This window comes from Ruminococcus sp. AM31-15AC (genome assembly GCF_003462045.1).
GTDB classification, from domain to species: domain Bacteria; phylum Bacillota; class Clostridia; order Oscillospirales; family Ruminococcaceae; genus Hominimerdicola; species Hominimerdicola aceti.
The window spans coordinates 25,338-38,612 of sequence record NZ_QTYG01000027.1 but is presented as its reverse complement, the minus strand read 5'-3'; the positions used below and the strand labels follow the sequence as shown (position 1 = coordinate 38,612).

The window sequence follows — 13,275 nt, the reverse complement described above, 5'->3', positions numbered from 1 at the left end:
GAGGGCTTGTGGGGTCTAGGGGCAAAGCCCCTAGCGGAGTATGAGGCAGAGCCTCATTCGGCGCAAGCCGACAAGGTGCAGATTGTAGTATCAAAAGCATATAGAAGTCAAATATCAGATAAAAGTGATATCGGAGAATTAAATCTGCACCGCCTTTCTAGCCCTAAGCGCAATGTAGATACGCAAAGAGCGGAGCGATTTTGCGGAGGAATAAACTATCAATAAAAATTGTAGGGGCTTGGCGAAATTTCTGTTTGCAAGCTCACAAAAATGCGACAGCCCGCTATTTCTTGCCCTTTGAATTATCGGGGAATATCACAATAATGTACCTTGAAAATAATTTGGCATCAAAGATACAACAATCACAGCATTACACCTCCGAGTGGGCTGTCGAGGGCGCCAGCCCCTACAAGCGTGATAGGATAGTTTTTTGTTCTGTCCTACAATGGTTGTAATCGTGGACTTGTTTCTTCGACGGGCGAACGCTGTTCGCCCCTACAGATTTGTTGCCGTAATTTTATGAGTGTGTCCGAATTTTTTTATTTGATTTTCAAGTTACATTCGGGGTGTGACATTGAGTATTATGCCCTTGGTTGCGTATACACAAAATACCGCAATGCACACCCACGCTTTGACACAAGTTCTCTACAGCCTGTTCCAGAAACTCACCTCGGTTTCACTAAGTCGCAGGGCTTGTACGTGCCCGCAAGTATCAAAACGCTTTCTACTTATCCCGAAAATCACCACTTTTGTTGCATAAAAAATGCAACAATTGCAGAAATATTGCCAAATTAAAACATAAATCATTTGTTTGCACGAATTTGTGGGGCGGATTTTGTGCAGGTTGATGATAAAATGTGAGTTATCAGAAAATAAAAATTAGATGCTTTTGGCATAGGGGGTATGCTTATGAAGAAATTTTTGGCTATAGCGGCTCATGTTATCAGTGGTCTGGGAAATGACCTTTTGGGCTGGGTGGTAATCATTAGCTTTGAGCTGACAGGCAGTGAGGGGAAGTTTCAGGACGATGTTTTTCATTGGATAATTTTTGCTTGTGGTTTGATACATATTGCGGTGAGCGTGCTGTACAGTTTGTTGGTTTGGAAAAAGGGTACGGCGAATGGTCATGCTCTGTCGGGAAAAATTCTTGCAGTTTATGATATCATTATGACGCTGGTACCTTATATGTACTGGTTTGTGGTTTGTGTGCTGTAGGTTTGGGTAAGGTGAAACTAACGGACGAGGTTTGCCGTATGGCTTTGGATAATATGAGATAGGCTGGAGGTTGAGCGTTATGAAAAAATTTAGGACGGTGGCGGCTGTTGTTATCATGTTTTTTGCGGCTATGGCTGGCTATTTTGTCGGGGCGGCATTGCAGGAGGAGATGGGCGGTGCGATACTGTTTGCGGTGATAGCCGGGTTTGCTTGCGTTATTTACAATATGGATAATCGGGAATAGAGTTGGCGTTGTTTAACGGATAGAAAGGTGAAAATATGGAAAATACGTTTAGTGTGAAGATGATATTTCACTTTTATCACAGTGTGGTAAAGGCGGAGCTTAAAAGGAGAGGCTTTCCTAAAGAGGTGGCTAAGAAGATAGAGGAAGAACATGGGAAGATAGTTGCGAGGGCTAAGGATATTGGTAAGTCAAAGCTTTTGAGTTCGTACATTATGGCGAGCTATTACATTGCCATGAACAGGAGCACAGGGAAGTCTGCGGAGGAGAATTTTGAGATATTCCGTGACGGGCTTTGCGCTTCAAAGCTTTTTCACAAGGTCATGGGTGATGTGGACAGTTATCTTGACCCTAAGAAGATGCCAGGGCGTTTGAAATGGTCGGAAGACAGCCACAAGAGGTTATATGAGAACGATTGGGTGGTGGATATTCTGCCGGGCAATGGTGAATATGACCTTGGGTATGATTATCACGAATGTGGGGCGTGCAAGCTTTGTAAGGACGAGGGGTGTCCTGAGCTGGCGGCTTACATATGCAGAATGGATTTTGTGCTGGCGGACATGATGAACATGAACTCGTTAGGACGGGGACTATTGCTGAGGGTGCATCATACTGCGATTTTAGGTACAGCAGGAAGAAGTGACAGCAGAAAGGTGCGGTGAAAATGAAAATAAAACAGCAAAAGCAGATAAAGGCGTTTTTGGCAGAGAGTTTCGGTAATGACAGGGGCGGAAAGCTGTTTGAGATGCAGGACAAGGCTCTTGGGGAAATCATCGGGAACACAAAGGGCAAGACGGAAAATCAGATGAAAACGCTTATACAGACCATTTTGCCGAGGATAGCCCTTTACAAGAGTTTCATTGCGGCGGGGCTTTCTGATGATGATGTATACAAGTATATGCGCAAATATATGCTGGAGATAGTGGCGGCGAAGAAACATTCTTCCACGGTGAAAATGGAGATAGTGCCTGGGTTTTATGCGATATACAGCAGGGTATTTTTGAAGATAATGCGCACCACTGATCTTCAGGAGAGCGTTCAGGAGCATGGTAAGGATTATTTCAACGTCACCATAACAAAGTGCCTTTGGCACACGGCTTGTGTTGAAAACGGCTGTGAGGAGCTTTGCAGGCTGTTTTGTGATGTTGATGATGTTACATACGGCGGACTTAAAAAGATAGGGTTTACCAGGACTAAGACGCTGGGGTACGGCGGTGACTGCTGTGATTTTCATATGTTTAGGAAGTAGTGGGCGCTTGGTGAATTATCATGCAGATAAGAAAGCTTCAAAAATCGGACATTGACAGGGTGGCTGATATATGGCTAAACGCCAATCTGAATGCACATTACTTTATTTCCTCTCAATACTGGAATGATAATTTTGAGCCAGTAAAAGATATGCTGCCGCAGGCGGAAGTTTATGTATACGAATGTAATGGAAAAATACAAGGCTTTATCGGGATAAATGGTGGATATATCGAGGGCATTTTTGTTTCAGAAGAAGTGCGGTCGCAGGGGATAGGAAAACTGTTGCTGAACTATGCAAAAGATAGAAAAGCTAAACTGTCTTTAAACGTTTATCAGAAAAATACTCGGGCGATACGTTTTTACGAGAGAGAGGGCTTTGATATAAAATGCGAGGGTCTGGACGAAGCTACCGGTGAAAAAGACTATGAAATGATATGGGAACGAGAATCGGATCTATAGGTCATATATAAAAAGCGAGGGCAATATGAAAGAGTTGGAGTATCCATTTGACAATGGGTTTATAATGAAAAAGAAAAGGGCGCTGAAAAGGCAGCTTTTGGGCGACGGAACGGTGCGGCTGAAAAAGAGGGTGGCTGTGCTGGGCGGCTCGACTACGGACGATATTGTGTCGGTATTGGAGCTGTTTTTGCTTGACATGGGCTTTGAATGTGAGTTCTATCAATCGGAATACGGACAGTTCTGGCAGGACGCTGTGTTCTCAAACGAGGAGCTTGACCGCTTTAAGCCTGATATCGTTTATATACACACGAGCCTTAGAAACCTCAGCTTTTCACCTACCCCTAGGTCGGGTGAAGAGGAGATAGAGCAGGGGTTGAACGCTGAGCTTGACAGGCTTTCTCAGGCTTGGGACGGAGTGAAAGAGCATTTCGGCTGTCCTGTGATACAGAACAATTTTGAACTTCCGTTTTTCCGCCTTATGGGAAACATGGACGCTTCCGACAGGCGTGGAAAGGTGAATTTCGTCACAAGGCTCAATTCGGCTTTGTATGACAGGATAGCCCGGAGGCCGGAGGTTTATCTCAATGATATAAACTGGCTGTCAGCGGCATATGGGCTTGAAAAGTGGAGCGAGCCGAAATATTGGTATCTCTACAAATATGCTCTCAATATCGAGGCTATACCTGAACTGGCTTTTCAGGTGGCGAATATTATAAAGGCTATCTTTGGCAAGAACAAAAAGGCGCTGGCTCTTGACCTTGACAACACTCTTTGGGGCGGCATCGTTGGTGACGACGGTGTGGAAAATCTGGAGATAGGCAAGGAAACGGCTGAGGCAATGGCTTATTTTGAGTTTCAGCAGTATGTTAAGGCGCACAAGGACCTGGGCGTGCTTTTGACGGTATGCTCCAAAAACGAGGAAGAGAACGCTCTGGCAGGGCTTTCACACCCTGAGGGCGTGCTAAGGCCTTATGATTTTGTGGCGATAAAAGCCAACTGGCTGCCAAAGGACAAAAATATCGTTGACACGGCTGAGGAGCTTAACATTCTTTCTGAGGCGTTTGTTTTTGTGGACGATAACCCTGCGGAGAGGGAGATAGTCAGGGGACAGCTTGGGGGAACGGCTGTGCCTGAGATAGGAGAGGTCACGGACTACATAAGAGTGCTTGACCGTTCGGGATATTTTGAAACTGTTACGCTGTCGGAGGACGATCTCAAACGCAATGATATGTACAGGGCGAACGCTCAGCGTGCAAAGGCGCAGAGCAGGTTTGCGGATTATCATGATTATCTTTTGAGTCTTGAAATGACGGCAGAGATAGGGGATTTTTCGCCTTTGTATCTGCAAAGGATAACTCAGCTCACCAACAAGAGCAATCAGTTCAATCTCACCACAAAGAGATACACTGCGGAGCAAATGGAGGCGGTCTATAACTCTGATGAATACATAAGGCTGTATGGAAAGCTTTATGACAAATTCGGTGACAACGGCGTTGTGGCGGTGACTATCGGAAAGACAGACAGCGAGGACAAGGGCAGGCTTGATATCGAGCTTTGGCTGATGTCATGCCGTGTGCTGAAAAGGGATATGGAGCTTGCTATGCTGGATAGTCTTGTGGCACAGGCGAAAAAGCGTGGCATAAGGGAGATATATGGGCATTATTACCCTACGGCGAAAAATAAAATGGTGGCAGGGCTTTATGAAAGCTTCGGCTTTGAGAAGATATCTCAGGACGAAGAGGGCAACACGGCTTGGCGGCTTTTAGTTGATGGGTATGAGGATAAAAATACTGTTATAAAGGTGAAGGAGGAGCATTATGCTTAGCAAGGACGAGATAATTGAAAGACTTGATGATGTTTTCAGAGATGTTTTTGATGACGATACTTTGGAGGTGGACGAGAACACCACGGCTGATGATATCGAGGATTGGGACTCTATCGAGCATATCACTCTTATCGGTGCGGTGGAGGACGAGTTCAAGATGAGGTTCAAAATGGGCGAAGTTTCGGGTATGAAAGATGTGGGCGAGATGATCGGCATTATTGAGCAGAGAGGCAAGTAACAGGCTGTTTGCGAAATATGCGTGAGAACGCTGTTCTTTTTATGAATTTTGTGATCTCTAGCGGCGGTATGGCTGAAAGGCTGTACTGCCGTAAACTTTTAATGTAAATTCATAGGTTATACTTGAAATATCTGCGAAAATGGTTTATACTATTGGTAATAAAACTATTTTACGGAGGATATTATGGAAGATAATTTTACCCTCTGTCAGGGCGTATCTGTGGGTGGAGCGGAAAAACTGCGGTCTTGCTGCCACATTCAGGGGGATAATATAAGGGGTGTGCTGAGTTGTGACATCATGGCGAAGGTCGCCTGCGGTGTGATAGAGAAGCTCGCTGAGCCTATATTCTTCTTTCTGGAGCTTCCTGACAGCGAGAGAGATGGATACAAGACCTATTATCTTGATAACTGCACGAAAGAGGTCGCCCTTGCCATAATGAAGCGTTACGGCACTGTGCTTGTAAATGACGGAGTATCGAGATTTGGATTTGGCTCGCACAAGAATGACGAGGAGATATATTTCACAGACTATCAGGAATTTCAGATATACTCACGCAATCCAAAGAAGCTTGAGAAGCTTTTTGACAGGCTTGGGATAGACGTTGTGGGCGAAGATGAAGTTGTAACACTGTGGGATTTGATAAACGAGGACAACGCCGGTTGTATCTCATGCGTTGAGGCGGACGGCGAAACGGTTTTTGACATACCTGAAAATCTAAAGTCTGAGGGTATGTACGAGGCTGAATAAAAATACAGGAGGAATGTACATGAACATCTGGCACGATATTTCACCAAAGGTGATAACAAAGGAAAAATTCACGGCGGTAATAGAGATACCAAAAGGCTCAAAGGTAAAATACGAGCTTGACAAGACCACGGGTCTTCTGAGAATGGACAGGATACTTTACACATCGACCCACTATCCTGCAAACTATGGTTTTATCCCTAGGACGTATGCAGAGGACGGCGACCCGTTGGACGTACTTGTGCTTTGCTCGGAAACGCTTGCGCCTTTGTCTTTGGTTGACTGTTATCCTATAGGCGTTATCTCCATGCTTGACAATGGTGCGGCTGACGAGAAGATAATCTGCATTCCGCTCAATGATCCTACATACAACATATATAAGGACATTTCAGAGCTGCCTAAGCACATTTTTGATGAGATGTGTCATTTCTTCTCGGTATACAAGGCACTTGAACACAAGGACACTGTGGTCGATGATGTTAAGGATCGTGAACACGCTACTGAGATCGTGGCACAGTGTATCGACAGATACATTGAGAATTTTTGCAAGTAAATAACTGAGGCTTGGCGGACGCACCGAGGTGCGTCCGCTTTTTTACTGCATATTGTATTTCTACCCTTGCAGTTGCCTTTTTTGCCACTTTATTTTGCGGTTTTGTGCAATTTTACTATTATTTTTGGCTGTTTAACGTTAAAAACCCTCTCTCACGCTCCATTCCTCTTCAATCTTTATTTTCTTTATCTAAGCAATGAAAATTTACAAAATCGGATAGTGTAATAATTAAATTAGAAAACAAATTTCCTTGTTACCGAATTTTAACCTTTTTGCGACACTATATTCTACCGTTCATCACCCTTCTTGCTTTTTCTGTCACAGCGTCAGAAATAATTGTGCTTTTTTTCGCAAAACCTATTGACGTATACTATATGTTGTGTTACAATAACTTTATAAGGTCAATACGATGTGAATGTATGGGAGTTTTACGGAAATATCTGTTATCTTTATACAGGTGTAAATGTTTAAAACACCACAAGATATTGTATGATGTAAAATTAATTAAAAGTTTACAAATTACAAGACGGTGACAAATTAAAAGGCGAAAGTTACAAAATCCCCCTAAAATCTCTCTTAAATTGACCAAGTGTCCAAGAAAAATCCCTTGCAAAAATTCACTTTGGGAAATATTACTGTTGCAATTTTCTATAATATAGTGTATAATTATTGTACGGTGGTTAAAAGTGCAAAAAAGTGGTGATGAGTGCTTCAAAAGTGGCATTTCATTGCTTAACTTGGTCAAGGGAGGTGAACGGCTTGCAGGCGTGCTTGCTTAAAGGAACTTACAATCAGACTATGGACGCTAAGGGAAGAATGACTTTTCCTACTAAGCTCAGAGAGCTTATCGGCGAGCGGTTCATTGTAACTAAAGGTATAGACGGCTGTCTGTTCGTTTATTCCCTTGAGGATTTCGAGAAAAGAGCCGAAAAGATCAGAAGTCTGCCTATGGCTAAGGCGAGAGCTTTACAGCGAAGCTTTATGGCGTGGGCGTGCGAGGTCGAGCCTGACAAGCAGGGCAGGATACTTGTTCCGCAGTCACTGAGAGAGGTGGCAGGGCTTGAAAAGGAGATCGTTGTGGCCGGAGTATCTGACAGATGTGAGATATGGGATAAAAAGCGCTGGGACGATTTCAACAGCAGCATTGATGATAACGAGCTTATGGAAGCTCTGGAGGGGCTTGATTTTTAATGGAATTTAACCACATTCCCGTACTGCTTGATGAGTGCTTGGAGGGTTTGAACATTCGACCTGACGGCATTTACTGCGACGGCACTGCCGGAGGAGCAGGACATTCGAGAGAGATCGCTAAAAGGCTTGACGGCGAAAAGGGCGGCAGGCTTGTGGCTATAGACAGAGATCCCGAGGCGGTGAAAACTGCGACTGAGCGTTTGGCAGGCTATCCTGCGACTGTTGTGAGAGGGAATTACTCTGAGATAGACGAGATATTTGAAAGGCTCGGAATAAGCGGTGCTGACGGCATTCTTATGGATCTGGGCGTTTCCTCTTATCAGCTTGACAATGCGGAGAGAGGTTTTTCCTATCACAATGACGCACCTCTTGACATGAGAATGTCAGGGGAGGGGCTTTCCGCCAAGGACGTTGTGAACGGATATGATTATCAGAGCCTTGCGAGGATAATTTTCGAGTACGGCGAAGAAAAGTTTTCAAGAAGCATTGCTTCTAAGATAGTAAAATACAGAGAACAAAAACCGATAGAGACAACTATGGAGCTTGCCGAGATAATAAAAAGCGCAGTTCCGCAGAAGGCAAGGCGTGAGAAAAACCCTTGCAAAAAGACTTTTCAGGCTATCAGGATAGAGGTAAATAAGGAGCTTGAACATTTGAATATCGCTCTTGACAAGGCATTCGATTGTCTTAACGTGGGCGGCAGGCTTTGCATAATCACTTTCCACTCGCTGGAGGACAGATTGGTAAAGCAGAGATTTCAGAGCTTCTGCAAGGGCTGTATATGTCCGCCTGATTTTCCTCAGTGCATATGCGGAAGAACGCCTAGGGGAAAGCTTGTGAACAGAAAGCCTATAGAGGCTGATGAAAAGGAGCTTGCGGAGAATAACAGAAGCCGCAGCGCTAAGCTCAGGGTGATCGAGAAGATCAAGGACTGAGTGGAATTTGTGTGAAATTGGGAATGTGTAAATAACGGGCTTGCCCGTGGATCGTGAGAGGTGTTTTACCGCAATGGCAAAGGTACATAACTTGGCATTTGATTACAGTGCCTATGACAACGCTCAGGAGGCGGAGGCTCAGAGAGCCATAAAATATAAGAAAAACCCTGCACTAAAGCAGAAAACCATATCGGTAGTAACTGTGATAGGCATTTGTCTGATAGTGGCTGTTGTTCTTGGAACGATGATATACGGCAGAGTCGAAATATCAAGCCTATGTTCGGAGCAGACCAGACAGGAGGAACAGCTTGCTCAGCTTCAGGGAGAGAATGTAAGCTTACAGTCAGAGCTTGCTCAGAAGACCAATATGTCAAAGGTCGAGGAGTATGCTGAGAATGAGCTGGGACTTAAAAAGCTGGATAAATCTCAGATAGAGTATGTTACTGTGGAGTCAGACTCGGTGGCAAAGGTGGTAAAGGCCGAGGACGACAATGTGTTCGTTAAGATAAAACACTGGTTCAGCTCTGTTCTGGAATATATCGGGGCTTAGTGAATAAAATAATTATGGGGAAAGTTAGGGACAAGATATTTGTGCTTAGCTTTCTTGTTCTATTAATTTGTATGTGTGAAAATACGATATTTGCCGTATCATGCTAAATTATTGAAGATTTTGTATGTACGGTGATGTCCTGAGAGGAGATATTTATGACCGACAGACCAAGTGCCAGAATGAAACAACGTCTGAATATTTGGCTGAGCCTGCCTGTGGCGGCGATACTTATATATACGGTTGCGACCATATTTTCGGTGTCTATAAAGGACGGCAAGAAGTGGCAGTCCCTTGCAAACGCTCAGCAGCTTAAAAGCACGGCTGTTTCAGCGTCAAGAGGCACTATTTATGATTCAAACGGAACGGTGCTTTCTCAGAGCGCAACGGTCTATACTGTTTATGCAGACCCTCTTATGCTCAAAGAAAAGCTTGATGACAACGACAAGAAGATAGAGGAGCTTAAAGGATATATAGCCAAAGAGGACGACGCGTCCAAGAAGGCTACATATCAGCAAAGACTTGACGCAACGAAATCAGGGGACGAATGTCTTGACGAACTTGTGGAGTTTTTGGCGCTCAATCTTGAGATAGACACTAACACTGTGAGAGAAAAACTCACTAAGATGGATACTCAGTACATCGTGCTGAAAAAAGAGGTTGAAAAGACTGTTTCCACGGCTATCGAGGATAAGCTCACGGAGCTTGGCATTGACGGCGTAAGGTGCGACCCTACCACAAGGCGACTTTATCCACAGAATACTCTTGCTTCTGTTGTGCTTGGTCACACGGACTATGAGGGCAACGGCATATATGGTCTTGAAGCTTATTATGACGATTATCTCAGCGGCATTGACGGCAGGATAATCACTGCAAAGGCAAGCGACGGAACTGAGATACCATACAGATACAAGCAGAGCTATGACGCTCAGGACGGCGACGATCTTAATCTAAATATCGACGCCAACATTCAGTATATCCTTGAAAAAGAGCTTGCAAAGGCAGTTAAGGAAAATCAGCCTACTGACAGAGCCTGCGGTATCATAATGAATCCTAAGACAGGTCAGATATACGCAATGGCGACTTCTGATCCTTATGACCCTAACGAGCCTGCGGCTATCTCCGATGAAAAGACGGCGGCGGAGCTTGCGGGGCTTGATGAAGATTCAAACGATTACAAGCAAAAACAGCTTGACGCATGGTCCCTTCAGTGGAAAAACAAGGCGGTTTCAGAAACATACAATCCGGGTTCTGTATTCAAGGTCATAACAGGTGCTTCGGCTTTGGAAGAAAAGGCTATCACTCTTAATGATACTTTTGGCTGCGGCACTCAGATACAGGTGGAGGACACGACTTTTCACTGCTGGTCAACTACCGACCACGGTTCGCAGGATCTTGCCCAGGCAATGCTAAACTCATGTAACCCTGTGTTCATTCAGATAGGCATGAAGCTTGGCTCTGAAAAGTTCTGTCAGTATTACAATGCGTTCGGTTTCAACGAGCTGACAGGTATCGACCTGCCTGCGGAATCCAATTCTATCAGTATGCCGCTTAGCAACATGGGCCCTGTTCAGCTTGCTTCATCTTCATTCGGTCAGACAAATAAGGTAACGCCGATACAGATGATAACAGCTTACTCGGCGGCTATAAACGGCGGTTATCTTGTTACACCGCAGGTAGTGAACAGTATAACTGACGAGAACGGCAACATTGTAAAGAAAATGGACACTGTTGTAAGACGTCAGGTCATTTCTGAGGACACCTCCGCTTCTATGAGAGAGATACTCGAGGGCGTTGTTGAAGGTCAGCCCGGCTCTAACTGCTATATAAAGGGATACAGGATAGGCGGTAAGTCGGGTACTTCACAGAAAATGGACGAGGACCCGACCGGTCAGACGTATGTTTCTTCATACTGTGCATTCGCTCCTGCTGACGATCCGGAGATAGTAATGCTCGTAATGGTAGACCACCCCACAGGCGAGAAATTCTACGGAAGCCAGGTGGCAGCACCTATATGCGTGAACGTGCTTTCAGACGTTCTGCCTTATGTGGGGATCTTCCCTGAGTATGACGAGAGCGAGCTTGCAGACTTGCAGGTTTCAGTACCTAGCGTTCAGTATTATACTGTTGAGGAAGCCAAAAAGACACTTGAAGATCTTGGACTTGAGGTCAAGGTCAAGGGCGAGGGCGACACTGTTGTTAAGCAGACGCCTGTTGCCGCAAAGATAGAGCATGGCGGCTCAGTCGTGCTTTATACAGAAGCAAACGCCAAGGAAGAAACTGTTACGGTGCCTGAACTTAAAGGACTTACAAAGGAGCAGGCAAAGGCTACGCTTGATATGTACGGACTTAACTTGACGGCAGAAGGCTCAGGCTATGAGGAGGAGGGTGCAGTTGCACAGTCCGATCAGAGCGTGGGAGCGGGACAGAGCGTTCCAATGGGAACGGCTGTGTCGGTAACATTTGCAGTGACCTCGGTAGGCTCACAGTAAGAAACCATGATAAGGAATGATAATTATGAAACTATATGATATCATAAAGGACGTTGCGGAAACTTCTCTGCCTGATATGGAGATAAGCGACGTTACGAGCGACACAAGAAAGGCTGTCAAGGCAGGCTCGATGTTCGTGTGCATAAAAGGAAAGACCTTTGACGGACATGACGCTGCTAAGGACATGATTGAAAAGGGCTGTACAGTTGTAGTCTGCGAAAGAGATCTGGGGCTTGACTGCCAGATAATCGTGGAGAACACAAGAGAGGCTTTCCCTCTGCTGTGTGCGGCATTTTTCGGTCACCCTGAAAAGGAACTTACTCTTATCGGTGTAACAGGCACTAACGGAAAGACGACTATAACAACTGTTATAAAGAAGGTGCTTTCTTCATTCGGCTGTAAGGTTGGTCTTATCGGCACTTGTCAGAACGAGATAGGCGACGACGTTTATCCTACTGCAAGAACGACTCCTGAACCTTATGACCTTTATGAGCTTTTCAGAAAAATGGCTGACGAAAAGTGCGACTATGTTGTTATGGAAGCTTCCTCGCAGGGCTTGGAGCAGAAAAGACTTTCAGGCTGTCATTATAAGGTAGGCGTTTTCACTAACCTTACGCAGGATCATCTTGACGTTCATGGTACTATGGAAAATTACTATCAGGCTAAGAAGATACTTTTCACTATATCTGACAACGCTATCATCAACATTGACGATGAATACGGCAGAAGGTATCTCAAAGAGATAAGCTGTCCTGCGAAAACTTATTCATGCTGTACAAAGGCTGATTTCAGAGCAGAGGATATACTGCTTTCAGCAAGCGGTGTGAAGTATGTTTTCACTGACGGAAAGATAAAGCACAATGTTTCATTCAATATGCCCGGACTTTTCAACGTTTCAAACTCGCTGGCTGTTATCGCCTGCTGTGAGACCCTTGGATTTGACGTTGATAAGACTATCAGAGCTTTGGGTACTATGCAGGGCGTAAGAGGAAGAGCGGAGATAGTTCCGACGGGCAGAGATTTCACTGTTATATGCGACTATGCTCACACTCCTGACGCACTTGTGAACGTGCTTTCGGCTATAAAGAACAGTGCAAGCGGTAAGGTGAAATGCCTTTTCGGCTGTGGCGGAAACAGAGACGCTTCAAAGAGAAGCCTTATGGCTGCGGCTGCGGCGGACAATGCTGATTTTCTTATCGTCACTTCCGACAACCCGAGGAATGAAGATCCGCAGGATATCATAAACGACGTTCTGGTTGGTCTGGAGGGCAAGACGACTCCTTACATAACTATCGTTGACAGGCGTGAGGCTATCCACTGGGCTATACATCATGCGGAAAAGGACGATATAATCGTACTTGCCGGCAAGGGTCATGAGGATTATCAGATACTTGCAGGTGGTGTGAAGATACATTTTGACGAGAGAGAAGTCGTTGCGGACGCTCTTAAAGAGCTTGAAGCTGAGGGTAGATAAGAGATAGAAAATAACATATTTGTTATGTAGGGGAGCAGCGCAATTTCTGCTTTGCAGAAATACGATGTCCCGTTTGCATCGTTTCGGCGATGAATGAAAATAGATATATATTT

15 protein-coding genes are annotated in these 13,275 nt (G+C 44.9%); all 15 read left to right on the top strand.

All coding sequences use genetic code 11. From position 1 onward, the window contains the following. A partial coding sequence (locus DW793_RS15415) for a hypothetical protein (RefSeq protein ID WP_252969795.1) occupies positions 1 to 225 on the top strand: 225 nt, incomplete at its 5' end. A 684-nt stretch (positions 226 to 909) separates the two neighbouring features. Beyond that, positions 910 to 1,215, top strand: a complete 306-nt coding sequence (locus tag DW793_RS08870; RefSeq protein ID WP_118157664.1) for a hypothetical protein — start codon at positions 910 to 912, stop codon at positions 1,213 to 1,215. A gap of 79 nt (positions 1,216 to 1,294) precedes the next feature. After that, on the top strand, positions 1,295 to 1,459 hold the full coding sequence (locus DW793_RS14635; protein ID WP_167539803.1) for a hypothetical protein: 165 nt from the start codon (positions 1,295 to 1,297) through the stop codon (positions 1,457 to 1,459). 35 nt (positions 1,460 to 1,494) lie between these two features. Next, the gene (locus DW793_RS08865; protein ID WP_252969793.1) at positions 1,495 to 2,118 is read left to right on the top strand and encodes an L-2-amino-thiazoline-4-carboxylic acid hydrolase; all 624 of its coding nucleotides are present in this window, start codon (positions 1,495 to 1,497) and stop codon (positions 2,116 to 2,118) included. Between the two features lie 2 nt (positions 2,119 to 2,120). After that, on the top strand, positions 2,121 to 2,705 hold the full coding sequence (locus DW793_RS08860) for an L-2-amino-thiazoline-4-carboxylic acid hydrolase (RefSeq protein WP_117897619.1): 585 nt from the start codon (positions 2,121 to 2,123) through the stop codon (positions 2,703 to 2,705). A gap of 20 nt (positions 2,706 to 2,725) precedes the next feature. Beyond that, complete coding sequence (locus DW793_RS08855; RefSeq protein ID WP_117904141.1) at positions 2,726 to 3,163, top strand: GNAT family N-acetyltransferase; 438 nt, start codon at positions 2,726 to 2,728, stop codon at positions 3,161 to 3,163. A gap of 25 nt (positions 3,164 to 3,188) precedes the next feature. Continuing rightward, positions 3,189 to 4,988 carry an HAD-IIIC family phosphatase gene (locus tag DW793_RS08850; protein WP_118157663.1) on the top strand — a complete coding sequence of 600 codons (1,800 nt, stop codon included), beginning with the start codon at positions 3,189 to 3,191 and terminating at the stop codon, positions 4,986 to 4,988. Next, on the top strand, positions 4,981 to 5,226 hold the full coding sequence (locus tag DW793_RS08845) for an acyl carrier protein (protein WP_022288344.1): 246 nt from the start codon (positions 4,981 to 4,983) through the stop codon (positions 5,224 to 5,226). The genes DW793_RS08850 and DW793_RS08845 overlap by 8 nt, the downstream gene beginning before the upstream one ends. A 183-nt stretch (positions 5,227 to 5,409) precedes the next feature. Further along, the gene (locus DW793_RS08840) at positions 5,410 to 5,973 is read left to right on the top strand and encodes a hypothetical protein (protein ID WP_022288345.1); all 564 of its coding nucleotides are present in this window, start codon (positions 5,410 to 5,412) and stop codon (positions 5,971 to 5,973) included. A gap of 19 nt (positions 5,974 to 5,992) precedes the next feature. After that, on the top strand, positions 5,993 to 6,523 hold the full coding sequence (locus DW793_RS08835; protein WP_038670519.1) for an inorganic diphosphatase: 531 nt from the start codon (positions 5,993 to 5,995) through the stop codon (positions 6,521 to 6,523). A 771-nt stretch (positions 6,524 to 7,294) separates the two neighbouring features. Next, positions 7,295 to 7,714 carry a division/cell wall cluster transcriptional repressor MraZ gene (gene mraZ, locus DW793_RS08830; RefSeq protein WP_256320806.1) on the top strand — a complete coding sequence of 140 codons (420 nt, stop codon included), beginning with the start codon at positions 7,295 to 7,297 and terminating at the stop codon, positions 7,712 to 7,714. Beyond that, a complete protein-coding gene (gene rsmH, locus DW793_RS08825) occupies positions 7,714 to 8,649 on the top strand; it encodes a 16S rRNA (cytosine(1402)-N(4))-methyltransferase RsmH (protein WP_022288348.1) in 936 nt (311 codons plus the stop codon). The genes mraZ and rsmH overlap by 1 nt, the downstream gene beginning before the upstream one ends. A gap of 73 nt (positions 8,650 to 8,722) precedes the next feature. After that, a complete protein-coding gene (locus DW793_RS08820) occupies positions 8,723 to 9,199 on the top strand; it encodes a septum formation initiator family protein (protein WP_118157661.1) in 477 nt (158 codons plus the stop codon). 155 nt (positions 9,200 to 9,354) lie between these two features. Next, entirely contained in the window at positions 9,355 to 11,688 is a 2,334-nt protein-coding gene (locus tag DW793_RS08815) for a penicillin-binding transpeptidase domain-containing protein (RefSeq protein ID WP_118157660.1), read from the top strand. A gap of 25 nt (positions 11,689 to 11,713) precedes the next feature. After that, positions 11,714 to 13,162, top strand: a complete 1,449-nt coding sequence (locus tag DW793_RS08810) for a UDP-N-acetylmuramoyl-L-alanyl-D-glutamate--2,6-diaminopimelate ligase (RefSeq protein ID WP_118157659.1) — start codon at positions 11,714 to 11,716, stop codon at positions 13,160 to 13,162. Positions 13,163 to 13,275: the final 113 nt, after the last annotated feature.